Genomic DNA, 25,929 nt, shown 5'->3' on the forward strand with positions numbered 1-25,929 from the left:
TGGCTGGCGCAGTTCACCAGGGTCGGGTCCTTGTGGCCGGCGGCCTGGGCGTTCAGGGCCTTGGCGACCTTGTCGCCCCAGAAGGCGTAGAGGCTGGGACCGCGCTTGGTCTTCAGCCGCGTGCCCATTTCAAGCCGGTAGGGCTGGATGCCGTCGAGGGGCCGCAGCAGGCCGTACAATCCCGAGAGGATGCGGACATGGTCCTGGGCGAAGGCCAGGGCCTTCTTGTCCAGCTCACGGGCCTTGAAGCCCATATAGACGTCGCCGTTGAAGGCGAAGGCGGCCTGCAGCCCCTCCTCCATGGCCGGATCGAAGGCCTGGAAGCGGTCGCGGTTCAGGCGGGCTAGATTGTCCGACAGGCTCATCAGCCGTTTCACCTGCGCCACGGTCAGCTTGCGGGTGGTCTCTGCCAACAGGGCGATATCCTCGCCCATCTCCGGCGTGGTCATCGGCAGGGGCTTGTCCGGCGCGACGAAGTTCATCGCCTTGGCGGGGGACAGGACAATCAGCATGGCGGCTCAGAAGAAGACGCGGGGATTCATGATCCGCTTGGGGTCCAGGCTTTGCCGGATCGTGCTCAGCGCCGCAACCTCCACCGGGCTCTTGTAGCGCCTAGCCTCCTCGGTCTTCATCGCGCCCAGGCCATGCTCGGCGGAGATCGAACCGCCCATGGCCGCGGCGATATCATGGACGATCCGCGAGCCCTCATTGCGCCTGGCCGAGTGCGCCGCGTCGTCGCCGCCGTCGGGGCGGATGACGTCATAGTGGATGTTGCCGTCGCCGACGTGGCCGAAGGCGGTGATCCGGCAGCCCGGCGCGAAGGCCTCCATGGCCGCTGTCGCCTCCGCGATGAACTTCGCCACCTGGCTGACGGGGACCGAGATGTCGTGTTTCCAGGTCGCCCCCTCCGGCTTCTGCCCCGGCGACTGGTTCTCCCGCACCGACCAGAAGGCCTTGGCCTGGGCCTCGCTCTGGGCGATGGCGGCGTCAAGGATCAGGCTGTCCTCCAGGGCCTTGCCCAGCAGCCGCTCCATGGCCGAGTCCGCCGCGCCGGGCTCGCCCGAGGCGATCTCGATCAACACGTACCAGGGATAGGCCCGATGCAGCGGGTCGCGCTGGCCCGCGATATTCTTCAGCACGAACTCGACCCCGCGCCGGCCCATCAGTTCAAAGGCCTCCACCGCTCCGCCGGCCTCTTCCTTGGCCCGCACCAGCAGCTGGATCGCCACTTCCGGCGACTCAACCGCGGCCACCGCCGTGGCGCGACTGGCCAGGATCGGGAACAGCTTCAGACTGGCGGCGGTGACCACCCCCAGGGTCCCCTCCCCGCCGATGAACAGCTGCTTCAGGTCATAGCCGGTGTTGTCCTTGCGCAGCCGTTTCAGGCCGTTCCAGATCTCGCCGTTGGGCAGGACAGCCTCGATCCCCAGCACGAGGTCGCGGGTGTTGCCGTAACGCAGGACGGCGGTGCCCCCGGCGTTGGTCGACACAACGCCGCCGATGGTGGCGGTGCCCTCCGAGGCCAGGCCCATGGGGAAGCGCCGGCGCACCTTCAGCGCCGCCTCGTGAACGGCGGCAAGCGTCACGCCCGCCTCGGCCACGATCACATCGTCAAAGGCGTCGACGTCGCGGATCTGCGACAACCGCTCGGTGGAAAGCAGGATCTCGCCCTGCGGAATCTGGCCGCCCACCAGGCCGGTGTTGCCGCCCTGGGTGGTGATCGGCACGCCCGCCTCATGGCAGACGCCAACAACGGCCGAGACGTCCGCCGTGGTCTTCGGCAAGGCCAGGAACGGCGTGGTCCCTTTCCAGCGGTCGCGCCACTCGATCAGCTTTGGCGCCAGGCGGTCGGGATCCTGGCTCCACCCACCCTCGCCGAGCACGGCCTTCAGGCGGGACAGGACGTCGGCGGGAACGGAGATGGTCATGAGTTCCAGCCTACTCCCGATGGCCCTAGCCGACAAAGCCGGCGGCGCGGATCAGACGGTCGTTGATGGCCTCGCCCAGGCCCTGCGCCGGGATCGGCGCGACCGCGATGGCGACCGGCTTTGTTCGGTCGGCGGCGCGCAGGTAGGCGAAGAGGTTGGCGGCGGCCTCCCGCAGGCTCCCCGTCGCACTGAGGTTCAGGACATTGCCGGTGGCCATGGTTGGTCCGAAAGCCAGATAGGCCTCGCCCGTCGCCGGCGCTTCGACGTTCAGCCGCACGGGAGCCTCGGGCGAATAGTGCCGCGCCAGCCGGCCAGGCGAGCGCTTGGCGTCGTCCTGCGCTTCCGCCAACGGCCCGATGACCGCCTCGATCTCAGCTCGCGTCACCGACCCAGGCCGCAACAGGCGCGGCTGGTCCAGCAGGGCGACGACGGTGGACTCCAGACCCACGGCGCACGCCCCCCCGTCGAGGGCCGCCGCCGCCTTGTCCCCTGTCTCGTCCAAGGCGTCGGCATAGGTGGTGGGGCTGGGCCGTCCCGAACGGTTGGCCGAGGGCGCCACCACCGGGCCGCCGAACCGGGCCAGCAACTCGCGGGCCAGGGGATGGGCGGGCACGCGGATCGCCACGGTGTCGAGCCCGGCGCGGGCCAGGTCACAGACCACAGTGTCCGGGGCGATCGGCAGGACCAGCGTCAGAGGCCCCGGCCAGAAGGCCGCCGCAAGCGCCCGCGCCCGGTCGTCGAACACCGCCAGCCGCTCGGCGGTGGCGAGGTCGGCCACGTGACTGATCAGGGGATTGAAGCGCGGCCGACCCTTGGCCTCAAAGATGGCGGCCACGGCGGCGGGATTGGCCGCGTCGGCGGCGAGGCCGTAGACGGTCTCGGTGGGCAGGATCAGCAGCGACCCGGCGCGCAGGGCCGCGAAGGCGGCGTCTAGCGCGTCGCCGTGAGCTGCTCGCTCACCGTCACCTGAGCTGGAATCTGATCGGTCGCCTGCCACTCGCCATGCCCCACGCCGAAGGCGGTCCGGTCGAGGCTGGTTACACCGCTCCTGCGCGGCTTGTCGCTGTCGATCTTCAGGGTAGAGGCCGAAGCGCCCGAGCCGAAAGCCCCTGAAAGGCGGCGCGGGCTTGGCCCAGCCGTGACACCTCCGCCTTGGCGCACCCCGGGCGTCGGGGTAGACAGCCCCCCTACGTCTCAGGAGCCGCCCATGACCTTCCGCGCCCCGGTCCGCGACCTCGCCTTCGCCCTCAAGACGGTGGGCCACTCGGCCCTGATGGCCCAGGCCTTCCCCGACCTGGACGAGGACACCGTGGTGGCCGTGCTGGAGGCGGCCGGGTCCTTCACTGAGAGCGAGCTCGCGCCGCTCAACCGCAAGGGCGACACCGAGGGCGCCAAGTACGCCAACGGCAAGGTCACCGCCGCGCCGGGCTTCGCCGCCGCCTACCAGGCCTTCGTCGCCGGAGGCTGGAACGCCCTGTCGGCCGATCCCGAACATGGCGGGCAGGGGCTGACCGGCGCCCTGGGACTCGCGGTCTTCGAGATGGTGCACGCGTCGAACATGGCCTTCGGCCTCTGCCCCATGCTGACCCAGGGCGCCATCGAGGCCTTGGCCCTGCATGGCACCGAGCGGCAGAAGCGGCTGGTCCTGCCCAAGCTGGTCTCCGGGGAGTGGACCGGCACCATGAACCTCACCGAGCCCCAGGCGGGCTCGGACCTCGCCGTCGTCGCCACCCGCGCCGAGCCGGACGGCCAGGGCGGCTACCGCCTGCACGGCCAGAAGATCTACATCACCTGGGGCGACCACGACGCCGCTGACAACATCTGCCACCTGGTCCTGGCCCGCCTGCCCGACGCGCCTCCGGGGGTGAAGGGCATCAGCCTGTTCCTGGCCACCAAGCGGCTGGTGGACGACGAGGGGAACCTCGGCGATCCCAACGACCTGCGGGCCGGCTCGATTGAGCACAAGCTGGGCATCCACGGCTCGCCCACCTGCGTCATGCTGTTCGAAGGCGCCCAGGCCGAGCTGGTGGGAGAGCTGAACAACGGCATCGCCCACATGTTCGTCATGATGAACGCCGCCCGCCTGCAGGTGGGCGTCCAGGGCGTGGCCATCGCCGAGCGCGCCTTCCAGCAGGCCCTGGCCTTCTCGCAGGACCGCAAGCAAGGCCGCGCCGCCTGGGCGCCCGACGGCGCCATCTACGGCCACCCGGACATCCGCCGCTCGCTGCTCCTGATGAAGGCCAAGATCGAGGCCGCCCGCGCCATCTGCCTGTCGACCGGCGTGCTCAACGACGTCGCCCGGCTGGCCACCGACGACGCCGCCCGCGCCGTGGCCAAGGCGCGGGCCGAACTCTTCACCCCCATCGCCAAGGCCTGGTCCACAGACGTCGGCGTGGAGGTGGCCTCCATGGGGGTGCAGATCCACGGCGGCATGGGCTTCATCGAGGAGACCGGCGCCGCCCAACACTATCGCGACGCCCGCATCGCCCCGATCTACGAGGGCACCAACGGCATCCAGGCCATCGACCTGGTGGGCCGCAAGGCGCCGATGGAAAACGGCGGCGTCGTGGACGCCCTGGCCGCCGAGATGCACGCCACGGCCAACGTGCTGTCGGGAACGCCGGGTCTCGAAGGTGTCGGCGCCCGCCTGGAGGCTGGCGTCGCGGCCCTGGAACGCGCCACTGACTGGATCCTGGCCAACAAGGGCCCCAACGCCCTGTCGGGCGCCACGCCCTATCTGAAACTGGCCGGCGACGTGGTGGGCGGCTGGATGCTGGGCCTGCAGGCCCTGGCCCTGGTGGGCGCCACCGACGACTGGTCGACGAGCAAGGCGGCGCTCGCCCGCGTCTACGCCGCCCAGGTCCTGGCCCAGGCGCCGGGCCTCGCCGAAGGCGTCATGGAAGGCGCGGCGGACTACGAGTCGGTCAGCGCCCACGCGTTGGGGGGCTAGGACGCGGACTCATAGATTCGGGGCCATCACGGCGCGTCGAATGCGAGGTGGAAGCTGGCGTCCCCCTGTGCGGCCGGCCCCTTCAGCACGAGGCGCTGGAAGTACCGATTGGGTTGGCCCTGGTAGGTGAGCATCGGGTCGCTGACGAAACCGAACCGGCGGTAGTAGTCTGGGTTTCCCAGGAGGACGCAGCCTGCGGCGTCCAAGGCTCTCAGACGATCCAGGCCGTCACCGATCAGGGCGCTGCCGACGCCTTGTCGTTGCATCCGTGGCGCGACCGAAACGGGCCCGAGCCCGTACCAGTCGCCCGGCTGGCCATCGATACAAACCGGGGAGAAGGCGATATGGCCCACCAGCTCGCCCTGCGCGGTGATCGCCACAAGGGAGAGGGTCAGGGCCCCGGCCTCGCGCAGGTCGTCAATGACCCGGGCCTCGTCGCCGTCGCTGAACGGCATGGGCGCGAAGGCCGTGGTGGTGAGTTGGCTGATATCGTTCGCGTCGCCGGGACGCTCGGGTTCAATGCGCAGGCGCTCGGAACCCTGCGAGGCTGTCGTGTTCATCGGGAAGTCTTTCAACGGGCGTGACACAGCAATGCGGCCGCTGCTCGGCGGTCCGCGATGGAGGCTGGGACGCGGCGCGGCGCGCGGCGTCAGGGTCACGCAAGGGTTGACATGGAAGGAGGCTACGGCGGCGCCGTTGGGTGGTCAACGGGGGGGGGTCTGACCGAGGGGGTCGTGGACGACGCGGCGGACTATGATGCGATGAGCACGCAGGCGCTTGGGGGGGTAGCCCCTAACCCTCCACCGCTCATCCCGGCGAAGGCCGGGACCCAGGTCATAGGGCTTAGAGTCGAGCCAGGAGTCCTGAAATCGGCTGATGCATCTGGGCCCCGGCCCTTGCCGGGGTGAGCGGTGGGAGTGTCACCACCGCAGCAGCCTGCGCCCCACCAGCGCCCCCAGCAGGGCCACCGCCGCCATGCCCGCCGTGTACCAGACCGCCACGAAGGCCGCGGCGCTCTCGTCACAGTGGAAGGCGTAGATCCAGGCGCCCATGGCCCCGGCGCAGCCCCCGGCCACGAAGCCCGACAGCACCAGCCGCGTCGGCGCCAGCCCCCTCAGCGCCCAGACCGCGCCGGCGAATATCGGCAGGCTAAGGATCGCGATGAAGGCCGCGCAGACCTCGGCGGAGTCCCCCAGCATCATGGCCTGCCGGGTCGCCGGATCGGCGCCCGACAGCCGCCACAGCGCCATGCCGCCCACCAGGGCGAAGGGCGCCGCCAAGGCCCAGGCCAGGGAGCCCATGCCGCCCCCCGGCTTGGCCACCCGGATCAGGGCGGCGGCCAGCACCGCCGAACAGGCCAGGGTGTAGGCGAACTTCATCCAGAACATCGTCCCGGTCATGGCGTCCATCAGGTCGGGCCGCACGCCGAGCCAGAAGATCATCAGCAGGGCCGAGAAGAAGGCCCCGCTGCCAAGGCCGATCAGGATGCGCCGCGTCACCCACCAGGGGGGCGTGGGCTCCAGGTTGGCCGTCAGCCGGTCGATCAGATCGTCAGTCTTCACGGGCGCCTCCGAACCTGGCGGTCAGCGCCTTGAGGCCACGATGAACGGCCACCTTCACCGCCGTCTCGGAGAGACCATGCTTCTCGGCGGCTTCGCGGGTCGATAGTCCCTCCACCTTCACGTCGCGGATCAGGGCGCCGGTCCGGGCCGAGACTTCCGCCAGCACCTTGTCGAGGTCGCGCTTGACCACCAGGTCCTCGGCGCCGCCGTCGGTGAACAGGTCGCTGGCTTCCTCCAGGGGCGAGGAGGGCCGCACCTTCATCCGCCGCAGATGGTCGATCATCTTGTAGCGCGCGATCGCATAGACCCAGGCGGTGAAGGGCTGCTGCGGATCATAGGTGGCGCGGCGGGTATGCACGGCGATCAGGGTTTCCTGGACAAGGTCTTCGGCCTCCGGCGTCCCGAAGCCCAGCCGCCGGGCGTAGTAGCGGCGTAACAGTCGTCCCAGCTCGGCCAGCAAGGCGCGATGCGCCGCGGCGTCGCCGGCCAGGCCGGCGAGTATCAAGGCCCGCAGTCGCGCTTCGGTCTGGTCCACGTGTCGTCTCAGGTACGCAGGGCCGGGAGGATTGGTTACGCCAGCCTAGCGGAGCCCGCGGCCTCGGCCTACTCCGCGGCCATCAGCGCCGGGTGGTCGCGCAGGGCGGGATCCAGGCCCTTGCCCATCAGGTCGATGAAGTTGTCCCGGTAGAAGCCGCGTTTGGCCGTGTCCGTGCAGCCTTCAAGCGCGTCGTTGAACCGCTTGAGCGGATTGCGGCCGCCCTCGATGTGCGGGAAGTCCGAGGAGAACAGGCACATCTCCGGCCCGGAATTGGCGATGATCCAGGCGGTGTCCTCGTGCGGATAGGGCGTGACCCGCAGCTGGCGGCGCAAGATCTCGCTGGGCTTGGCCGACAGCTTCTGCAGCCGCTCCTCCTTGCCGAAGGCCGCCGCGCCTGAGTCCATGAACCGCATCAGGCTGGGCAGCCAGGACGCCCCCAGTTCGATGGCCCCGAACTTCAGCCTGGGGAAGCGGTCGAAGACGCCGTCGATCACCAGGGCCGACAGGGTCTGCCAGACCGAAAGAGGGATCGCCATGAAGGTCAGGGACGTGAAGTTCTCCGCCCCGCCATGGAAGTCCAGCACCCGCTCTCCGCCGTTCTCCAGATAGGCCGCGTGCATCTTCTCTTCGCCGCCGACGTGGAACAGGATCGGCACGCCCGCCTCCTGGGCCACCGCCCACAGCGAGTCGAGAGCGGCGTGGCTCGGCGAATGGTGCGGCGGGTGGCGCGAGGGGATGACCAGGCCCTTGCAGCCCATCTCGATGGCCTCGCGGGCGATATCCGCAGCTCGGTCGAGGTCTGCCAGGGTGACATAGCCGGTGGCCAGCAGGCGGCGGTCCACCGAGCAGAAGTCGGTCATCATGCGGTTGTGGGCCCGGGCGCCGGCGACGGAGAGCTCGACCTCGCCCATCTCCTCCAGCCCGTAATTGCCGAGCGCCGCGGTGGTGAAGACCAGCTGGCTGGTGAAGCCCAGCATGTCCAGGGCCCGGGGACGATCGGCGTTGCGGAACGACCCCATCGCCTGGAAGTTCTTGCGCAGCAGCAGGTTGGCTTCGTCGCCGGCCCGGAACTCCGGATCGTCATGCAGAGCCTGGGCCTTGGCCGACCATTCCACGAGGGTGTTCTTCTTGGCGGTCTTGGCCGCGAAGTCCTCGCGCAGCCCCGCCTCGACATAGGGGAGAATGGCGCCAGGAAGCTCCATCACATGACTGTCGGCGTCATGAATGGTCTGGCCCTCAACATAAGGCATGGCGTTCTTCCCTGATGAGTTCTCTTCTTGTCCACAGTTCGGACCCAAGCGAACCCGGCGTCAAGCTGTTCGCGCGCCACCCCGCCGATGTCGCGCGGGCCCTGATCGGCATGATCGTCACCGTCGACGGGGTCGGCGGCCGTATCGTGGAGACCGAGGCCTATCATCACGAGGACCCGGCCAGCCACGCCTTCAACGGCCCGACGCCGCGCAACGCCGCCATGTTCGGACCCGTCGGCCGGGCCTATGTCTACCGCTCTTACGGCCTGCACTGGTGCCTGAACGTCGTCTGCGGCGACACGCCGGGCAGCGCCGTGCTGATCCGTGCGCTGGAGCCCATGTCGGGGATCGAGCTGATGCAGGATCGGCGGGGCACAGACATGCTGCGCCTGCTGTGCGCCGGGCCGGGCCGCCTGTGTCAGGCGCTCGCCGTCAGCCGCGAACACGACGGCCTGCCCATCGACCAGCCTCCCTTCACGCTGCAACCCGCGATGCAGGAGCGGGAGATCGCCGTGGGCCCGCGCATCGGCCTCACCAAGGGGGTGCAGACCCCCTGGCGCTACGGCCTGGCCGGCTCAAAGTTCCTGAGCCGGCCGTTCCCGAAGTCTTGAGCTCTAGAGCTGGGCAAGCAGGTAGTCGGCGGCCGAGACCTTGAATTCGCCAGGCGCCTCGACGTTCAGCTCCTTCACCACGCCGTCCTCGACGATCATGGAGTAGCGTTGCGAGCGCAGGCCCAGGCCGAACTTGGAGCCGTCCATGTCCAGGCCCACGGCCTTGGTGAAGTCGCCGGCCGGATCGGCGATCATCTGCATGGTGTCCAGGACCCCCTGGTTCTCGCCCCAGGCCTTCATGACGAAGGCGTCGTTCACCGACAGGCAGACGATGGCGTCGACGCCCTTGCCCTTGATATCGCCCGCCAGGTCCTTGTAGCCGGGCACATGCTTGGCCGAGCATGTGGGGGTGAAAGCGCCGGGGACGGCGAAGAAGGCCACCTTCTTGCCGCCGAAGATCTCGTCGGTGGTGGTGGGCTTGGGACCCTCGGCGGTTCCGGCGATGAGGTTGGCGCTGGGCAGCTTGTCGCCGACTTTGATGGTCATGGTCTTCTCCCGTGATGGCGTTGGAAACCAGATACCCCCCCTTGGCCGGGGTTCAACGCAGAACTTCTGGGGTCGAGACTTGAAAGCGCCGCGTTCGCCTTCAAACTAGGGGCGATGGATGACGCCTCTTTCCTCTGCGGCCAGATGTTGATCGCGATGCCGGGCATCGGTGACCCGCGTTTCGAGCGCGCCCTGGTGCTGGTCTGCGCCCATGACGAGACCCATGCCATGGGCATCGCGGTGAACCGGCCCGTGGAAGGCCTCACCGTGCCCGACCTGCTGAAGCGCCTGGACGTGAAGTCGCAGATCGAAATTCCGCCCGACCTGGTGCTGATCGGCGGCCCGGTGCAGCGCGAGCGCGGCTTTGTGGTTCACACCGACGACTACAGCGCCGGCGACCACAGCATCGAGTTGGGGGGCGGCGTCGCCCTGACCCCAACCCGCGAGGCGCTTGAGGCCATGGGCGCCGAGGACCACCCCCGCCGCGCGCTCCTGGCGCTGGGCTATGCCGGCTGGGGGGCTGGCCAGCTGGAACACGAGATCCGCGAGAACGTCTGGCTCACCTGCCCCGCTGACGAGGCCCTGATCTTCGACCCCGACTATGATCGCAAGTGGACCAAGGCCCTGGCAAAGCTCGGCGTGGACGCGAGCCTGCTGACGGCGGAGGCGGGACGGGCCTAGCCCCAAATCCGCTCATCCCGGCGAAGGCCGGGACCCAGATACATCCGCCGCTTTCAGAATTCTTGACTCAGGTCGTGACCTACGACCTGGGTCCCGGCCTTCGCCGGGATGAGCGGAGATTGATCAGCCCCGCGCCTTCACCGGCGCCGCACCGTCCACATAGCTTTCATTGAGATAGACCTCGGCCTCCTGGGCCGACAGGGCCGGCGCATAGCCGAAGCCCTGGCCATAGTCGCAACCGACCGCCAGCAGGGCCTTGGCCATCTGGGCGTTCTCGACCCCCTCGGCCACCACTTCCAGGTCCAGGTCCTGGCCCAGCTTCACCACCGACGAGACGATCTTCGCCGAGCCCTCGTTGGTGGCCATGGTGCGCACGAAGTATCGGTCGATCTTCAATGTGTCGAAAGGCAGACGCGTCAGGTAGCTGAGCGACGAGAAGCCGGTGCCGAAATCGTCCAGGGCCAGGGCCGCGCCGGCCTTCCGCAGGTTGCCCAGGATCACGGCGGCCCGGTCGGGGTCGCGCATGACGTCGCCCTCGGTGACCTCCAGTTTCAGCGCGCCCGGCGGCAGGCCGGTGTCGCGGCGGATGCGCATGACATCGGCCACCAGGTCGGGCCGGTCTATCTCGCCGGTGGAAAGGTTCACCGCCACGGTCAACTCGCCGGCGGCCCGGTGGTTGTTGCGCCAGACCGCCAACTGCTCGGCCGCCTGTCGCATCATCAGGGCGCCCAGCTCGCTCATCAACCCCATCTCGTCGCAAAGCGGCAGGAACTGGTCCGGGGTCAGCAGGCCACGGCGCGGGTGCTTCCATCGCACGAGGGCCTCGAACCCCGACAGCGCCCCGGTCGAAAGGCGCACGATGGGCTGGTAATAGGCGGTCAGTTCACCGCGCCCGATGGCGCCGCGCAGGTCGCTTTCCAGGGCCAGGCGCGAGAGGCCGTCGGTCTCCATGGTGCGGCCATAGGCGGCCCCGCCGCCCCGGCCGTTGCTCTTGGCTGATTCCACGGCCAGTTCGGCCCGGCGGAGCAGTTCGGCGGCCTCCGGCGCCTCGTCGCCGCCCAGAGCCTCGACGGCGCCGATGGACAGGGTGGGATGGATGTCAAAGCCCGCCACCCGCAGGGGCTGTTCCAGGGCCTTGCGCAAGGTCTCGGCGGCGCTCAAGGCCCGGATCGGGGTCAACAGGGCGAACTCGTCCTCGCCGATACGAGCCATCAGCACGCCGGGCGGGAAGGCCGCGGCCATCCGCGATCCGAGCGCGGCCAGCACCAGGTCGGCCCGCTCGTGGCCAAGCGCCTCGTTCAGGCGGCGCAGGCGGTCGAGGTCGGCCACCACCAGTTCGTGGACGCCCGGGGTCTGCAGCCGTTCGCGCGCCTGGGCGATGAAACTCTTGCGGTCCAGTAGGCCGGTCAGCTTGTCGACGTCGGAGGCGGCGAACTTGGTCTCCGGCGCCACGACGCCGGCGGCGCGAAGCCCCTCCTCCAGCCAGACGCCACGCCAGATGCAGATGCCGCCGGCCCGCATGCGCAGGCGCACGGCGATCTCGCTGCCCGGCTCCTGCACGCGCAGGACTTCCTCGGCCAGGGCCCGGTCCTGAGGCATGGCGAGCGCGCGCATGGCGGCGGAAGAACATTCGGGGGCGAGGGGCCCAAGGCCCAGGGCGCGCGACGCGCCGGTGATCCGCAGCCGGTCACGCTCCGGCTCCCACAGCCAAAGGGCCACGTCGGCGGCGCCCAACGCTTCAAGCGTCGTCGTGGCGTCCCAGATCCAACGGTCGTTCGGCATCGCCTCGACTAACTCTGGTCACGCGCCGGCTAGACCGACACTCCCTGATCAGGCTCCAGAGCCGCGCGAAGCGGCGAGACAAGCCCGAACAGGACATGATCTCGCCAAACGCCGTTAATTTTTAAATAAGCCTTGGCATATCCCTCCTCGGCGAACCCGGCCCGGCCGAGCAGCTTGCGGCTAGGTTCGTTGGTGGGGAGGCAGGCGGCTTCCAGGCGATGCAGGGCCAGGGTGCGGAAGGAAAACAGGGTCAGCGCCCGGACGGCGGCCAGGGTTTGTCCTTGTCGGGCAAAGGCTTGGCCGCACCAGTAGCCCACCGAGCCCATCTGGGCGACGCCCCGGCGCACGTTGGACAGGGTGATGCCGCCCGTCAGGGCCTCGTCGCTCGAGCGGAAAACGAAGAACGGATAGGCCGTTCCGGCTTCACGATCCCGGGCGTAGGCGGTCAGTCTGCGTCGGAAGGCCGCGCGGCTGAGATCATCGGCGGGCCAGGTCGGCTCCCACGGCTGCAGGAAGTCCCGCGAGGCCGCCCGCAGTTCGCGCCAGGCCTCGAAGTCGGCGTTGCGGGCCGGCCGCAGGAACACCCCCTCGCCCTCAACGCGTAGGCCGCTTTCCGGCGCGATCCAGTCCAGCAGGGCCATGGCGGGAGGGTCGGACCTGGAGCGGGGGGCGTCAAGTGCGGGGTGGGGCCACCCACCGCTCATCTCCGCGAAAGCGGGGACCCAGGTGTTTTTGTTTGCTGAGGCCGTCCACGCGCCAAGCTCTCAGAAGGGAGAAAAAGCCTGGGTCCCCGCTTTCGCGGGGATGAGCGGATTTGGATTACCCGAACAGCGCCTTCTGGAAAGCGTCCGCCGCCTTAAGAGCTGGCCGGGGGCCCAGCACGCTGACCGCGGCCTTGCCAGGCGCCAGCAGCAAGGCGCCCAGACGGGCGAGGTCGGCGGCCTCGACCGCGTCGATCTGCTCGGCGATCTCGGCGGTGGACAGCAGCCGGCCAAACAGCAGCACCTGGCCCGCGGCCTGTTCAGTGCGCGACTGCAGGGACTCCCTGGCCATGAACATACCGGCCTTAAGCTGGGCCTTGGCGCGGGCGAGTTCAGCCGGCTCGACACTCTCGGCCAGGCCCTGAATCTCGCCGGCCGCGACCTTGGCGAGCTCGGCGGCGTCCTTGGCCGCGCAGCCGGCGAACACCCCCATCACCCCGGTGTCGGCATAGGTCTCGGAATAGGCGTCCACGGTATAGGCCAGGCCGCGCTTCTCGCGGGCCTCCTGGAACAGCCGCGAGGCCATGCCGCCGCCGAGGATTTCGGCGAACAGCCTTAAGGGGAAGTAGTCGTCGTGGCGGACCCCGACGGCCGGCAGCAGGAAGACCAGGTTCGCCTGCTCCAGCGACTTGGGCGCTGTCTGCGTCCCGCCGGTGAAGACGGCCGGCGCGGCGTCGGCGATCGGGGCGCCGACGGCGCCGCCGAAGTCCCGCTCGGCGAGCTTCAGCACCTCGTCCTCGGTCACCGCGCCCGATGCCGAGAAGATCAGGGTCTGAGGCGCGTAGAGCGCCGCGCGCCAGTCGGCCAGGGTCGCCTGGGTGGCCGGGGCGATGGAGGCGTCGGTGCCGAGAATCGAACGGCCCAGCGGCTGGCCGCTGAACGCCGCCCCCTGGGCCATCTCGAACACCACGTCGTCTGGGGTGTCCGTAGCCTCGGCGATCTCCTGGCCCACCACCTGCTTCTCGCGGGTGAGGTCACCCGGCTCGATCACCGGCCGCTGGATCAGGTCAGCCAGCACCGCCGAGCCGAGGTCCAGGCCGCCCGCCAGGGCGCGGATCTGGAAGCTGGTGCGCTCATAGCCGGTGGCTGCGTTGATGGACCCGCCCTGCGCCTCCACCACCTCGACGATCTCGCGGGCGGAACGGTCGCCCGCCCCCTTGAAGACCATGTGCTCGAGCAGGTGGGACCAGCCTGAGCGGGCCTCGTCCTCGAACCGCGCGCCGCGACCGGCCACCACGGACAGGGCCACGGTCTCAAGACCTGGGACCGGATCGCAGACGACGCGGACGCCGTTGGAGAGGGTGTGAAGCGTGGCCAGGATCAGCTTTCCGCGAAGGCCCTGACATAGGCCTTGATGGTGTCGGCGTCGGCCGGCAGACGGTCGAAGCGCTCGGACTTGCCGGCCAGGTTCTGGGCGCTGCGCGGCAGGTTCGGGGTCTCGCCGCAGGCGGCGCTGACGGCTTCGGGGAACTTGGCCGCGTGGGCGGTGGACAGCACGATGATGGGGTCGGTGGTTCCCCGCGCCCGGCGGAAGGCGGCCATGCCCACGGCGGTGTGGGGATCGATCAACTCACCGGTCTCGTTCAGGGTCGCCACGATGGAGCCGCTGGTCTCCCGCTCGTTGATCGAAACCCCGACGAAGGTCTCGCGCATCATGGCCAGGGCGCCCGGCGGAATGTCGATCACCCCGGTGTCGCCGAAGGCCTTGAAGGCCCGCATGGTCTCGACGCCGTCGCGGCGCACGGCCTCGAAGTAAAGCCGCTCGAAGTTGGAGGCCGACTGGATGTCCATGGCCGGCGACTGGGTGTGGGCCACGGCGCCGCGGCTGTAGCGGCCGTCCTGGAAGGCGCGCGCCAGGATGTCGTTGGAGTTGGTGGCCACCAGGATCTTGGAGATCGGCAGCCCCATCCGCTTGGCCATGAAGCCCGCGAAGCCGTCGCCGAAATTGCCCGAGGGCACGGCGAAGGCCACCGGCCGGTGCGGAGCGCCCACGGCGACGGCGCTGGTGAAGTAGTAGACCGACTGGGCGACGATGCGGGCGAAGTTGATGGAGTTGACCGCCGACAGGCCCACCGACTGTTTCAGGCTCTGGTCGGAGAGCGCGTCCTTCAGGATCGCCTGGCAGTCGTCGAAGGTGCCCGACACCGCCACGCAGCGGACATTGTCCTCGCCCGCCGTCGTCATGAACCGGCGCTGCACCTCGCTGATGCGGCCATCCGGGAACATGGCGACGATGCGGGTGTTGGCGCGGCCGCGGAAGGCCTCCACCGCAGCCCCGCCGGTGTCGCCCGAGGTGGCGCAGAGGATGGTCTGGGTGCGCTTCTGGGCGCCGAGCACATGGTCGCTGATCCGCGCCAGAAGTTGCATGGCGACGTCCTTGAACGCCAGGCTCGGCCCGTGGAACAGCTCGGCCATGAAGCCGCCCGGATAGAGCTGCTTGACCGGGACCACGGCGGCGTGGGTGAAAGTCGCATAGGCTTCGGCGCACATCTCGGCGAGGATTTCGCGAGGGATCTCGTCGCCCACGAAGCGGGCCAGGACCTCGGTGGCCACATGGGCGTAGGGCTTGCAGGCGAAGGCGGCGATCTCGCTGTGGGTCAGGCTCGGCCATTCCTCCGGGACATAGAGGCCTCCGTCGGGCGCCAGGCCCGCCAGGATCGCATCGACAAAGCCGACCGAGGGCGACTGCCCCCGCGTTGAAACGTACCGCATCAAGCCTTCCACCATCGCCAGAGCATGGCGGCATAGACGGCGACCAAGGCGCCCGCAAGGCCGAACCAGGTCAGGGCGTATTCGAGATGGCGGTTGGGAATCTCGGCTGGAAGCGGCTCGGGCTTCAGGGCCTGCCAGGCGGGGTTGGAACTGGTCTCCGCCGCCAGCATGATCGGCGCCGGCGAGGGCGCCTTGAGCTGCCCGGCCATCGCCGGGATGTCGCGGGAGTACCAGTGATTGCCCGCCACGTCGTTGGCCGGCGTCACGAAGGTCGCCTCGTCGGGCGCGCGCAGGACGCCCACCAGGCTGACCGGCGTCCGGTCCTCGGGATCGACCGGCGGCCGCGCCGAGATGGTGTCGGACACGAAGCCACGATCGACGAGAATGCTGCGGTAGCTGCCGCTCTCCACCGCGCAGGCCGAGATCAGCCGCAGGCCGGCCCCGGTTTCGCGGACCGAATAGAGCTCCAGATAGGGGGCGGCGCCCAGGCCCGGGCATTCCACCTTGACGCGGATGAAGTCGCCCTGTCCGCCCCGAGCCAGGCCGTCGAGCACCGGGCCGAGCGGGCGGGCGGGCGCGGCCTGCAAGGCCTCGATACGGGCCAGCAGGCTGTTCTTCCACGCCATGCGCTGCATCTGCCAGGACCCCAGCCAGACCAGTATGCCCGCCGCGACAAGCGTGGCGAGGGTCAGGGCGAGAGGAAACGCCTTGCGGGGGGTGGGGTCAGTCCTGTCCGTCATGCCGCGCCTCGGACGCCCGATTGGCGAACTGCGCCGCCAGCATGAGCCCCTTCATCGGCCGCAACAGGCCAAGGCAGAGGAACAGGGTCAGGGGCAGCCAGATGATCATGGTCAGCCAGATCGGCGGATCAAAGGAGAACTGGGTGAACAGCGCGCCGAAGCAGGCCAGGAAACCTGCGATCAGGATCACGAAGACGGCCGGACCGTCGCCGCTGTCGGCCTTGGCCAGATCGTAGCCGCACGCCTCGCAGCGCGCGGCCACCGTCAGGAAGCCTGAGAAGAGAGGTCCTTCTCCGCAGTTCGGGCAGCGGCCCGCGAGCCCCGCCAGCAGCGGATTGTGACCTCTCATCGGACTAGTGGGCGCCAGCCGCTCCGCCGAACACGACGTAGATGAAGGCGAACAGGAACAGCCAGACCACGTCCACGAAGTGCCAGTACCAGGCGGCGGCCTCGAAGCCGAAGTGCTGCTTCTGGGTCAGACCCGTACCCATCATCCGGATCAGGCAGACCGCCAGGAAGATGGTGCCGATCAGGACGTGGAAGCCGTGGAAGCCGGTGGCCATGAAGAAGGAGGAGCCGTAGAGGCCAGCGTTGGTGGCCGCTTCGCTGAAGAAGTACTTGTGATCCAGGATGTGCTTGTACTCGTAGGCCTGGATGGCGGTGAAGATCGCGCCCAGCGCGATGGTCAGGGCCAGGCCGATCTTGGCGCCCTTGCGGTCGCCGGTCTGCAGCGCGTGGTGGCTCCAGGTGACCGTGGTGCCCGAGAGCAGCAGGGTGAGCGTGTTGACCAGGGGCAGGTTCCAGGCCGGGACCAGCTCGACGCCGGCGGGGGGCCAGGTGGCCCAGGCGGTGCGGACCTCCTCGATGGACGATAGCGTCCGGGCCTCGTGGAACAGGGCCATCTCGAAGAAGATCCAGAACCAGGCGACGAAGAACATCACTTCCGAAGCGATGAACATGATCATGCCGTAGCGCAGGCCGATGGAGACGACCGGGGTGTGGTCGCCGGCGTTGGCTTCCTTCACCACGTCCATCCACCAGCCGAGCATGGTGTAGAGCACGCCGCCGAGGCCCGCATAGAAGACCCACGGGGTGCCCTCGGGCAGGCCGAACAGGCCCTTCATCCAGACCACGCCGCCCAGCGCCATCACCGTCGCGGAGATGGACCCGACCAGGGGCCAGGGGCTGGGATTCACCAGGTGGTAGTCGTGCTTGACGTCGCCGGCAGACATAATCGGTCCTAACCCCTCTCAAATCTCAAAGCCCTGGGCGCCTCTCCGCTGCCCAAGGCCGTTTAAGAGCGTGACAGCCGAAAGTGGGAACCGGTTTCGGCGCCCGTCACGCTCTAACTTTTAGTCGCCGCCTTGCTTCAGGGAAGCAAGGCTTTGGCGGAGGCTATAGCCCCGCCGTGGTGTGTCCGCCAAGGGCCGAACCGACCTTGGCCTGCGATGCATCGGCGCGCCGGCTGGCCTTCTCCGCGTCCACGGACGGGAAGAAGGTGTAGGACAGCGTCACCTCAGGCTTGCCCTTGGTCTCGAAGTCGTCGGCGTATTTCGGATCGACGAAGTAAACCACGGGAAACTCAATGGTTTTTCCGGGACCGATCGTCTGGTCCGAGAAGCAGAAGCATTCGAGCTTCTGGAAGTAGGCGCCGGCCGACTCCGGAACCACATTGTACATGGCCCGGCCCGTCATCGGCGTGTCGCCGTTATTCGTGACCTTGAAATAGGCAAGGCCGGTCTCGCCGATTCGCACCGACTGGCGGGTCTGTTCGGCGGTGAAGGTCCAGGGCAGTTCGCGCACATTGGTGTCGAACCGGATCACCAGCTGCTTGTCCAGGACTGTGTCGGGGGCGCGATCGGCCTTGCGCACCACGCCGTCAAAGCCGGTCAGCTGGCAGAAGGCCTTGTAGAGCGGCACCGAGGCGTAGGCGGCCCCCACCATGCCGAGGAAGCCGATCGCGCAGATGGCGCCGAGGTTGCGGTTGCGGCGCGCCTGGAGGGTAAGGGGCGGCTTAGCCATTGGCTGTACTGGCCCCCAGACGCACGATGGTCACCACGAAGACCAGCACCATGAACAGCGCCAGGCCGAGGGCCAATGCGATATTGCGGCCGCGGCGCGCCTTGGCGTCGACGGGGCCTTCGTTCTGCGGGTCGCTCATCAAAAACCTCCGAAGGCGGGCAGGTCGAGGAGGTGCTCGGCCAGCAGGGTGGCGAACAGCAAGGTCAGGTAGAGGATCGAGAAGGCGAACAGGTTGCGCGCATCCTTGGCCGCAGCCTTGACGTCATAGAGGCCGTCGTCCTGGCGCGGATCGGCGGCGTCCCCGGCCCGGCTCTTGAACACCCGCCAGGCGAGGATCAGGAAGATCAGCCCCCCGCCGGCGGCCACCACCAGATAGGTCAGGCCGCCGAGACCCGTGAAGGCCGGGACCAGGCAGAGCGGGGTGAACAGCAGGCTGTAGATCAGGATCTGCTTGCGGGTGGATTTCGCGCCGGCCACCACCGGCATCATCGGAACGCCCGCCTTCTCGTAGTCCTCGCTGGTGTAGAGCGACAACGCCCAGAAATGGGGCGGGGTCCACATGAAGATGATGGCGCACAGCAGCCAGGCGTTCAGCGGGACCGTGCCAGTGGCCGCGGCCCAGCCGATCACCGGCGGCAGGGCGCCGGCCAGGCCGCCGATGACGATGTTCTGCGGCGTCGAGCGCTTCAGCCACATGGTGTAGACGACCGCATAGAAGACGATGGTGAAGGCCAGCAGGCCGGCGGCCAGCCAGTTCACGGTCATTCCCAGCAGCATGGTGGAGAACAGCGACAACACGACCCCCAGGGTCAGAGCGTCGGCGCCCTGAACCCGGCCGGCCGGCACCGGCCGCCCGCGGGTGCGGCGCATCTTGGCGTCGATATCGGCGTCGAACCACATGTTCAGCGACGCCGAGGCGCCTGCGCCCACGGCGATGCACAGGATCGCGATGGCGCCCAGGATCGGGTTGATGGCCGCGTCGGCGCAGACCATGCCGGTGATGGCGGTGAACACCACAAGCGACATCACCCGCGGCTTCAACAGCTGCAGGAAGTCCTGCCAGCGCGCGGGAGCGCGGCTTGTCGGAAGGGCTGACGACATCGTCATGGTTCTACTCTCATACGTCGAGGGGCGCGCGCCGGATTGTTCCAGCCCGCGCCCCTCTTTGCGTCTTTGATGAGCGCGGCGCGTCAGTGCGCGTCGGGCTTGATCACCGGCAGTTCGTTGAACTGGTGGAACGGCGGCGGCGAGGACAGGGTCCACTCCAGCGTCGTGGCGCCTTCGCCCCAGGGATTGGCCTCGGCCTTGCGGCGCGAGATGGCGGCTTCAGCCAGCAGCACCAGGAAGATCACCACGCCGAACGCCGTGACCAGGTAGCCGATCGTCGAAACCTGGTTCCAGAGGGTGAAGGCCTCCGGATAGTCCACGTAGCGGCGGGGCATGCCCTGCAGGCCGAGGAAGTGCTGCGGGAAGAAGATCAGGTTCACGCCCACGAAGGTGATCCAGAAGTGCAGGGCGCCGAGCCACTCGCGATACTTCACGCCCCAGATCTTCTCGAACCAGTAGTAGAAGCCCGCGAAGATCGCGAACACGGCGCCGAGCGACAGCACGTAGTGGAAGTGGGCCACGACGTAATAGGTGTCGTGCAGGCTGTAGTCGATGCCCGCATTGGCCAGCACCACGCCGGTCACGCCGCCGACGGTGAACAGGAAGATGAAGCCCATCGCCCACAGCATGGGCGTCTTGAAGTCGATGGAGCCGCCCCACATGGTGGCGATCCAGGAGAACACCTTCACCCCGGTCGGCACGGCGATGACCATGGTCGCGGCCACGAAATAGGCGCGCAGGTTGATGGTCATGCCCACGGTGTACATGTGGTGGGCCCACACGACGAAGCCGATGAAGCCGATGGCCACCATGGCGTAGGCCATGGCGAGGTAACCAAAGACCGGCTTCTTGGAGAAGGTCGACACGATGTGGCTGATCATGCCGAAGCCGGGCAGGATCAGGATGTACACTTCCGGGTGCCCGAAGAACCAGAACAGGTGCTGGTACATGACCGGGTCGCCGCCGCCGGCGGCGTCGAAGAAGTGGGTGTTAAAGTTGCGGTCGGTCAGCAGCATGGTGATCGCGCCGGCCAGGACGGGCAGCGAGAGCAGCAGCAGGAAGACCGTCACTAGGATCGACCACACGAACAGCGGCATGCGGTGCAGGGTCATGCCCGGCGCGCGCATGTTGAAGATGGTGGTGATGAAGTTGATGGCGCCCAGGATCGAGCTGGCGCCGGCCAGGTGGACCGACAGGATGGCAAGGTCCATGGACGGGCCGGTGTGGCCCGAGGTGGACAGCGGCGGATACAGGGTCCAGCCGCCGCCGAAGCCCTTGCCGGGGCCGCCGTCGGTGAACATCGAGGTGAGCAGCAGCACCCAGGCCGCCACCAGCAGCCAGAAGGAGATGTTGTTCATCCGCGGGAACGCCATGTCCGGCGCGCCGATCATCAGCGGCACGAACCAGTTGCCGAACCCGCCGATCATGGCGGGCATGACCATGAAGAAGATCATGATCAGGGCGTGGGCGGTGACCACGGCGTTGTAGCCGTGCTTGGAGGCTTCAATCACCCCGAGCTGGTCCAACAGCGAACCGGACGTGAAGACCTGAATCCCGGGCTCGTAGAGCTCCCAGCGGATCAGGCCCGACAACGCCCCGCCGACGATCCCCGCCATGATGGCGAAGAGCAGGTAGAGCGTGCCGATGTCCTTGTGGTTCGTCGACAGGAACCAGCGGGTGAAGAACCCCGGGATGTGTTCGTCGTGATGATCGTGAGCGGCGGCGTGTGCCATCGTACGCGTGTCCTAGATCAGAGCGCGGCCGGCGCCGCAGCGGGCGCGGGCGGCGTGGAAGTCGGCGCCGCCGCGGCCGGAGCCGGCGCGGCGGGGTTGTTCGGCGAGACGGGGGCCGGGGTGGTGGCCGAGACCGGAACCGCGGCGTCGCCGGCGGCCGCAGCCGCGGGCGCGGCGCCGACGGGCGAGCCGCCCTTGCTGGCGACCCAGGCGTCGAAATCGGCCTGGCTCAGCACGTGGACCTCGATCGGCATGAAGGCGTGATCGACGCCGCACAGCTCGCGGCACTGGCCGTAATAGACGCCCGGACGATCAGCCTTGAACCAGGTCTCGTTGACCCGGCCCGGGACGGCGTCGGAGATCACCCCGAAGGAGGGAACGGCGAAGGCGTGGATCACGTCGGCGCCGGTCACCAGCACGCGGACGACCTGGTTCACCGGAACCACCAAGGGCTCGGTGGCCGCCAGGAGGTAGGGGACCTTCTTGGCCTTGGCCTCGTCCTCGGGAAGGATGTTGGAGACGAACTCACCGATCTTCTGGTCGGGATATTCGTAGCCCCAGTACCACTGATACCCCGTGGCCTTCACGGTCATGTAGGGCTTGGGCATGTCGTGGTAGGCGAACAGCAGCTTGAAGGAGAAGATCGAGATTCCCATCAGGATCAGCACCGGGACCACGGTCCAGATGATCTCGATCGGCGTATTGTGGCTCCACTTGGCCGGCACCGGGTTGGAGCGCTTGTTGAAGCGCACCACGACCCAGATCAGCAGGCCCAGCACGAACAGGCTGATGGCCGTGATAATCGGCAGGAGAATGATGTCGTGGAAGAATATGGCGTCGGCCCGCAGCGGGGTGACCCCTGCCTGCAGATTCATGCCGCCGGGCGTGGGCTGGCCCACGAGCTCCTCAGCCTGGGCCGAGACGCCCCAGAACGCTGTCATCGCGCCCGCTGCGGCCCCGGCCGCCAGCGCTCGCATCCCTTGAAACCTTGACTTCATGTCCCCTCGGTCTGCTTGGCCGGCTGCGCCTCGCCGAAACGATCGCCGCTGCCGCCGTCTTAGGGGTGCGCGCCCCGTGAACTGACGAGACCCGGCCCTTAAGCGGGGTGCATACGCGCTCGCCGACGCCTTGCCAAGACGGTAGAGCCGCCTGGGGCGCGAGCGTGGCGTGGCGGTGCGGAATCTCCGGCGGGCCAAGGGGCTTCGGACGATGTGACGCAGGCCGCGCCGACCCATGATCGTTGAACGGGCGAGGCCGGTCAGGAGCAGCCGAAAGGCGTCGTGACGCGCGGTTTGGGGTGACGGACCGGCCGGGAGCCCCTATCTCTTGAGCCAAGTCAGTCAAGGCATAGCGCTCATGAACGCCCATTCCCCCGCCCCCTCCATCCTGGACTCCGCTGGCGTCTCGCCTGAACGAGCCCGCGAGATTCTGGGGGACGCGCTGCAGGGCGCCGACGACGGCGAGCTGTTCGTCGAGCGCTCCGAGAGCGAATCGTTCCTGTTCGACGACGGCCGGCTGAAGTCCGCGGCCTATGACTCCTCCGAGGGCTTCGGCCTGCGGGTGGTGGCGGGCGAGACGGCCGGCTACTCCCACTCCAGCGAGATCTCCGAGGCCTCCATCCGCCGGGCTGCGGCCTCGGCCTCCCTGGCCAAGCGCGGTTATGACGGCGTCTCAGGGTCCGATGAGGCGCCGCGCGCCACCAACACCAAGCTCTATGGCGAGGACGATCCCACCGCCTCGCCAGCCTTCTCGGAAAAGGTCGCCCTGCTGCAGGAGATCGACGCCTGGTGCCGGGCTCGCGATCCCCGGGTGGTCCAGGTGATGGCCTCGATGTCCGGAGAGCGGCGCACGGTGGAGATCCTGCGCGCCGACGGCCGGCTGATCCGCGACGTGCGGCCGCTGTCGCGCATCAATGTGCAGGTGACCGTCGAGAAGGATGGCCGCCGCGAGAACGGCTTCACGGGCGCCGGCGGCCGCGCAGGCTTCGAGAACTGGATCAGCGCCGCCAACTGGCAGGAGCAGGCCGAGGAGGCGCTGCGCCAGGCCCTGATGAACCTCGACGCCGTTCCCTGCCCGGCCGGCGAGATGGATGTGGTCCTGGGCGCCGGCTGGAACGGCATCCTGCTGCACGAGGCCGTCGGCCACGGGCTGGAGGGCGACTTCAACCGCAAGGGCACCTCGGCCTTCGCCGGCCGCATCGGCGAGCAGGTGGCCGCTCGGGGCGTCACCGTCTTCGACGACGGCTCCCTGCCCGGCCGCCGCGGCTCCCTCACCGTCGACGATGAGGGCACCCCCACCGAACGCACCGTGCTCATCGAGGACGGGATCCTGGTGGGCTACATGCACGACCGCATGAGCGCGCGCCTGATGGGCATGAAGGCCGGCGGCAACGGACGCCGCCAGTCCTACGCCCATATGCCCATGCCGCGGATGACCAACACCGGCATGGACAACGGCAAGACCGACACCCCGCGCGCAGAGATGATCGAGGCCACCAAGCGCGGCCTCTATTGCGCCAATTTCGGCGGCGGCCAGGTGGACATCACCAACGGCAAGTTCGTCTTCCAGTGCACCGAAGCCTATCTGATCGAGGACGGCAAGATCACCAGCCCGGTGAAGGGTGCCACCCTGATCGGCGACGGTCCCTCGGCCCTGACCCGGGTCACCATGATCGGCAACGACTTCGACTTCGATCCCGGCGTCGGCGTCTGCGGCAAGTCGGGACAGAGCGTCCCGGTGGGTGTCGGCCAGCCCTCGCTGAAGATCACCGGCCTGACCGTCGGCGGGACCAGCGTCTGACCGCTTTGAACGGGACGGCGAATTCACATAACCCCGGTTGACATTAGAACTACGCCTGTAAATTCTGTGAATTACAGGCGTAGTCCTTCGAGCCCGGCCAACCTTTCCTCGAATTAATCCAGGTTACGGGCATTTAATTGGCGTGACTCCCTGGGCGCGGTTCACCTGCGCCGGAACTGGGGAACCGTCACATGATACCTACCTTGACCCTGGCCGCTGTTCTGGCCGCCGCTGTCCCGGCCATCTCCATGGCCCAGCCCGCGACCCAGGGTGTGATCAGCTATCCCCCCGCCTATTTCGCCGAGCAGCGGCCCTCTACGGCCCTCGACATGGTGCAGCGCCTGCCCGGCTTCTCCATCGACGGCGGCGACGATGTCCGCGGCTTCGAGGGCGCGGCCGGCAATGTCCTGATCGACGGCGCGCGGCCCACCTCCAAGACCGACGACATCGAGGAGATCCTGCGCCGCATCCCCGCCGCCCAGGTGGCTCACGTCGAGCTGATCCGCGGCGGCGCGCCCGGGATCGACATGCAAGGCAAGTCGATCCTGGCCAATGTGGTCAAGGTGAAGGGGGCGGGGTTCCAGGGCCTGATCGCGCTCGCCAACAACCACATCATCGACGACGGGCGCAACAGCTCGGGCGTCCGGCTGGAGGCCTCCGGCCAGGCCGGGCCCGGGGCCTGGGAAGCCGGATTGCGCTACGGCCAGGGGATCGACGACGGCTCCGGGCCCGGCCCCCGCGTGAGGCTGGCGGCCAATGGCGCGCCGCTCATCCGGTCCCAGATCGACAGTCATGGCCGCGCCTATCAATGGGTGGTGACCGGCGCCTACGAGACGCCCCTGGCCGGCGGCAAGCTGAAGCTCAACACCCGCGGCTACTGGAACTGGTACGAGTTCAACCAGCTCGACTGGATCGCATTCCCGGCTCCGGCACTGGAATCTCGCAACTACAGCGAGGATGAGTACGAGACCGAGCTCGGCGCCCGCTACGAGCGCCCCCTGGGCGGGCGCATGGACCTGGAGCTGGTGGGCCTCCAGAAACTCACCGGCGCGGACATTGTGTCCTTGTCGCGCGCCACGGGTTCGAACGGCGACTTCTTCCTCGACCAGAAGACCAGCGAGAGCATCGGCCGCGGCGTGCTGAAGTATCGTCAGAGCGAGCGCCTCTCCTTCGAGGCCGGGGCCGAAGCCGCCCTCAATATCCTGGAGAGCGAGACCGACCAGCTGAGCAATGGCGTCCCCGACAAGCTGCCCGCCGCCGATGTGAAGGTGACCGAGACGCGCGGCGAGGTGTTCGGAAAGTCGGTGTGGAAGCCCCTGCCCACTCTGACCCTGGAGGGCGGCCTGCGCTACGAGGGGTCGGTCCTCACCTCCGAAGGCGATGTCAGCCTCGAAAAGACCCTCTACTTCCTCAAGCCCCGCCTGGCGGGCAGCTGGGCGCCCAGCGACACGACCCAGGTTCGCTTCCGCTACGAGCGCGTGGTGGGCCAGTTGGACTTCGATGATTTCGTCGCCGACTCCTCACCCAATGGCGGCGGCCTGGCGGTGGGAAACCCGGCCCTGACGCCCGAACAGGCCTGGGTGAGCGAGCTCGCCTTCGAGCAGCGGTTCTGGACCAAGGGCGCCCTGGTTCTGACCCTGCGCCACTCCAAACTCACCGATGTCATCGACCGTGCGCCGATCTTCTCCGGCGCCCTGGTGTTCGACGCCCCCAGCAATATCGGCGACGGAACCAAGGACGAGCTGATCCTCAACGCCACCCTGCCCCTGGACCGCGTGCTCAAGGGCGCCCAGCTGCGCGGCCAGTCCACCTGGCGCCGCTCTGAGGTCACCGACCCCACCACCCTGGAGAAGCGCGAGATCTCCCGTTTGCGGCCCCTGGAGTGGGAAGCCCACTTCACCCATGATCTCCCACAGTGGAGGATGAACTGGGGGTTCGACGTCTTCAGCGCGTGGCGCGAGACCTCATATAAGTACAACGCCATCTACACCGACAAGCTTAAGACCTGGATGGTGCTGTTCGCCGAATGGAAGCCCCGGCCCGACCTCAACGTCCGCGCCGAGCTGAACAACGTCACCGAGCGCGGCTTCCGCCACACCACCACCGCCTATGCCGGACCGCGCAGCACCTCGGCCGTGAAGCATGTCGATGACCGTGACATCCAGTTCGGGCGCGGCCTCTTTATCCGCGTCCGGAAGACCTTCTAGCCGCCAGGTTTCCGCAAACCCTTCGGCGATTGGCCTGAGCGACGCGATCGACCGCGCCAT

25 protein-coding genes are annotated in these 25,929 nt (G+C 68.3%); 5 read left to right on the forward strand and 20 right to left on the reverse strand.

The window, feature by feature from the left end:
- The 3 genes from RMO97_RS08840 to RMO97_RS08850 all read right to left on the reverse strand — a co-directional run.
- Window positions 1–512, reverse strand: a 512-nt coding sequence (locus RMO97_RS08840; protein ID WP_310540417.1) for a YaaA family protein, incomplete at its 3' end; no start/stop codon positions are given.
- A 6-nt stretch (window positions 513–518) separates the two neighbouring features.
- Entirely contained in the window at window positions 519–1,928 is a 1,410-nt protein-coding gene (locus RMO97_RS08845; protein ID WP_310540419.1) for an FAD-binding oxidoreductase, read from the reverse strand.
- Between the two features lie 25 nt (window positions 1,929–1,953).
- Complete coding sequence (locus RMO97_RS08850; protein ID WP_409035300.1) at window positions 1,954–2,925, reverse strand: L-threonylcarbamoyladenylate synthase; 972 nt, start codon at window positions 2,923–2,925, stop codon at window positions 1,954–1,956.
- Between the two features lie 210 nt (window positions 2,926–3,135).
- Between RMO97_RS08850 and RMO97_RS08855 the strand changes: the two genes are divergently transcribed.
- On the forward strand, window positions 3,136–4,878 hold the full coding sequence (locus RMO97_RS08855) for an acyl-CoA dehydrogenase (RefSeq protein ID WP_310540421.1): 1,743 nt from the start codon (window positions 3,136–3,138) through the stop codon (window positions 4,876–4,878).
- A 26-nt stretch (window positions 4,879–4,904) separates the two neighbouring features.
- On the opposite strand, the gene RMO97_RS08860 is transcribed toward RMO97_RS08855, so the two are convergent.
- The 4 genes from RMO97_RS08860 to RMO97_RS08875 all read right to left on the reverse strand — a co-directional run bounded on the left by RMO97_RS08860 (window position 4,905) and on the right by RMO97_RS08875 (window position 8,228).
- Window positions 4,905–5,438 (reverse strand): N-acetyltransferase, encoded by a 534-nt coding sequence (locus tag RMO97_RS08860; RefSeq protein WP_310540423.1) that lies wholly within the window; start codon window positions 5,436–5,438, stop codon window positions 4,905–4,907.
- A 360-nt stretch (window positions 5,439–5,798) separates the two neighbouring features.
- On the reverse strand, window positions 5,799–6,440 hold the full coding sequence (locus tag RMO97_RS08865) for a DUF1109 domain-containing protein (protein ID WP_310540424.1): 642 nt from the start codon (window positions 6,438–6,440) through the stop codon (window positions 5,799–5,801).
- Window positions 6,430–6,975, reverse strand: a complete 546-nt coding sequence (locus RMO97_RS08870; protein WP_310540425.1) for a sigma-70 family RNA polymerase sigma factor — start codon at window positions 6,973–6,975, stop codon at window positions 6,430–6,432. Before RMO97_RS08870 ends, RMO97_RS08865 begins: the two co-directional genes overlap by 11 nt.
- A gap of 68 nt (window positions 6,976–7,043) precedes the next feature.
- Window positions 7,044–8,228, reverse strand: coding sequence for an amidohydrolase family protein (locus RMO97_RS08875; RefSeq protein ID WP_310540426.1), 1,185 nt, complete (start codon window positions 8,226–8,228; stop codon window positions 7,044–7,046).
- 14 nt (window positions 8,229–8,242) lie between these two features.
- On the opposite strand from RMO97_RS08875, the gene RMO97_RS08880 reads away from it, so the two are divergent.
- Window positions 8,243–8,839: a DNA-3-methyladenine glycosylase gene (locus tag RMO97_RS08880; RefSeq protein ID WP_310540427.1), complete on the forward strand. Its 597-nt coding sequence runs from the start codon at window positions 8,243–8,245 to the stop codon at window positions 8,837–8,839.
- Window positions 8,840–8,842: 3 nt separating this feature from the next.
- Here the strand turns inward: RMO97_RS08880 and RMO97_RS08885 are convergent, their stop codons facing one another.
- Window positions 8,843–9,325 (reverse strand): peroxiredoxin, encoded by a 483-nt coding sequence (locus RMO97_RS08885; RefSeq protein WP_305337935.1) that lies wholly within the window; start codon window positions 9,323–9,325, stop codon window positions 8,843–8,845.
- 114 nt (window positions 9,326–9,439) lie between these two features.
- Here RMO97_RS08885 and RMO97_RS08890 point away from each other — a divergent pair, with 114 nt between their 5' ends.
- Window positions 9,440–10,006, forward strand: a complete 567-nt coding sequence (locus tag RMO97_RS08890; RefSeq protein WP_310540428.1) for a YqgE/AlgH family protein — start codon at window positions 9,440–9,442, stop codon at window positions 10,004–10,006.
- Window positions 10,007–10,129: 123 nt separating this feature from the next.
- Here RMO97_RS08890 and RMO97_RS08895 read toward each other — a convergent pair whose 3' ends face one another.
- From RMO97_RS08895 to coxB, 12 genes are all read right to left on the reverse strand, one after another.
- Window positions 10,130–11,788 (reverse strand): bifunctional diguanylate cyclase/phosphodiesterase, encoded by a 1,659-nt coding sequence (locus tag RMO97_RS08895; RefSeq protein ID WP_310540430.1) that lies wholly within the window; start codon window positions 11,786–11,788, stop codon window positions 10,130–10,132.
- 29 nt (window positions 11,789–11,817) lie between these two features.
- Complete coding sequence (locus RMO97_RS08900; protein WP_310540433.1) at window positions 11,818–12,429, reverse strand: GNAT family protein; 612 nt, start codon at window positions 12,427–12,429, stop codon at window positions 11,818–11,820.
- 178 nt (window positions 12,430–12,607) lie between these two features.
- Window positions 12,608–13,870 carry a pitrilysin family protein gene (locus RMO97_RS08905; RefSeq protein ID WP_310540453.1) on the reverse strand — a complete coding sequence of 421 codons (1,263 nt, stop codon included), beginning with the start codon at window positions 13,868–13,870 and terminating at the stop codon, window positions 12,608–12,610.
- The gene (thrC, locus tag RMO97_RS08910; RefSeq protein WP_310540435.1) at window positions 13,870–15,261 is read right to left on the reverse strand and encodes a threonine synthase; all 1,392 of its coding nucleotides are present in this window, start codon (window positions 15,259–15,261) and stop codon (window positions 13,870–13,872) included. The genes RMO97_RS08905 and thrC overlap by 1 nt, the downstream gene beginning before the upstream one ends.
- Window positions 15,261–16,001: an SURF1 family cytochrome oxidase biogenesis protein gene (locus tag RMO97_RS08915; protein ID WP_310540437.1), complete on the reverse strand. Its 741-nt coding sequence runs from the start codon at window positions 15,999–16,001 to the stop codon at window positions 15,261–15,263. Before RMO97_RS08915 ends, thrC begins: the two co-directional genes overlap by 1 nt.
- A complete protein-coding gene (locus RMO97_RS08920; RefSeq protein WP_310540438.1) occupies window positions 15,985–16,350 on the reverse strand; it encodes a DUF983 domain-containing protein in 366 nt (121 codons plus the stop codon). Before RMO97_RS08920 ends, RMO97_RS08915 begins: the two co-directional genes overlap by 17 nt.
- Window positions 16,351–16,354: 4 nt before the next feature.
- Entirely contained in the window at window positions 16,355–17,233 is an 879-nt protein-coding gene (locus RMO97_RS08925; RefSeq protein WP_310540440.1) for a cytochrome c oxidase subunit 3, read from the reverse strand.
- A 163-nt stretch (window positions 17,234–17,396) separates the two neighbouring features.
- Window positions 17,397–18,023 (reverse strand): cytochrome c oxidase assembly protein, encoded by a 627-nt coding sequence (locus RMO97_RS08930; RefSeq protein WP_310540442.1) that lies wholly within the window; start codon window positions 18,021–18,023, stop codon window positions 17,397–17,399.
- Window positions 18,016–18,162 (reverse strand): hypothetical protein, encoded by a 147-nt coding sequence (locus RMO97_RS08935; protein WP_293493910.1) that lies wholly within the window; start codon window positions 18,160–18,162, stop codon window positions 18,016–18,018. Before RMO97_RS08935 ends, RMO97_RS08930 begins: the two co-directional genes overlap by 8 nt.
- Window positions 18,162–19,130 (reverse strand): heme o synthase, encoded by a 969-nt coding sequence (gene cyoE, locus RMO97_RS08940; protein WP_310540445.1) that lies wholly within the window; start codon window positions 19,128–19,130, stop codon window positions 18,162–18,164. The genes RMO97_RS08935 and cyoE overlap by 1 nt, the downstream gene beginning before the upstream one ends.
- Window positions 19,131–19,213: 83 nt before the next feature.
- Complete coding sequence (gene ctaD, locus RMO97_RS08945) at window positions 19,214–20,863, reverse strand: cytochrome c oxidase subunit I (RefSeq protein WP_310540446.1); 1,650 nt, start codon at window positions 20,861–20,863, stop codon at window positions 19,214–19,216.
- A 17-nt stretch (window positions 20,864–20,880) separates the two neighbouring features.
- Window positions 20,881–21,861, reverse strand: a complete 981-nt coding sequence (gene coxB / locus RMO97_RS08950; RefSeq protein WP_310540448.1) for a cytochrome c oxidase subunit II — start codon at window positions 21,859–21,861, stop codon at window positions 20,881–20,883.
- A gap of 358 nt (window positions 21,862–22,219) precedes the next feature.
- Between coxB and tldD the strand changes: the two genes are divergently transcribed.
- Window positions 22,220–23,662, forward strand: coding sequence for a metalloprotease TldD (gene tldD / locus RMO97_RS08955; protein WP_310540449.1), 1,443 nt, complete (start codon window positions 22,220–22,222; stop codon window positions 23,660–23,662).
- 191 nt (window positions 23,663–23,853) lie between these two features.
- Window positions 23,854–25,869 carry a TonB-dependent receptor domain-containing protein gene (locus RMO97_RS08960; RefSeq protein WP_310540450.1) on the forward strand — a complete coding sequence of 672 codons (2,016 nt, stop codon included), beginning with the start codon at window positions 23,854–23,856 and terminating at the stop codon, window positions 25,867–25,869.
- Window positions 25,870–25,929 lie beyond the last annotated feature (60 nt).

The sequence above is a fragment of the Phenylobacterium sp. genome, from assembly GCF_031425575.1.
Lineage (GTDB): Bacteria > Pseudomonadota > Alphaproteobacteria > Caulobacterales > Caulobacteraceae > Phenylobacterium.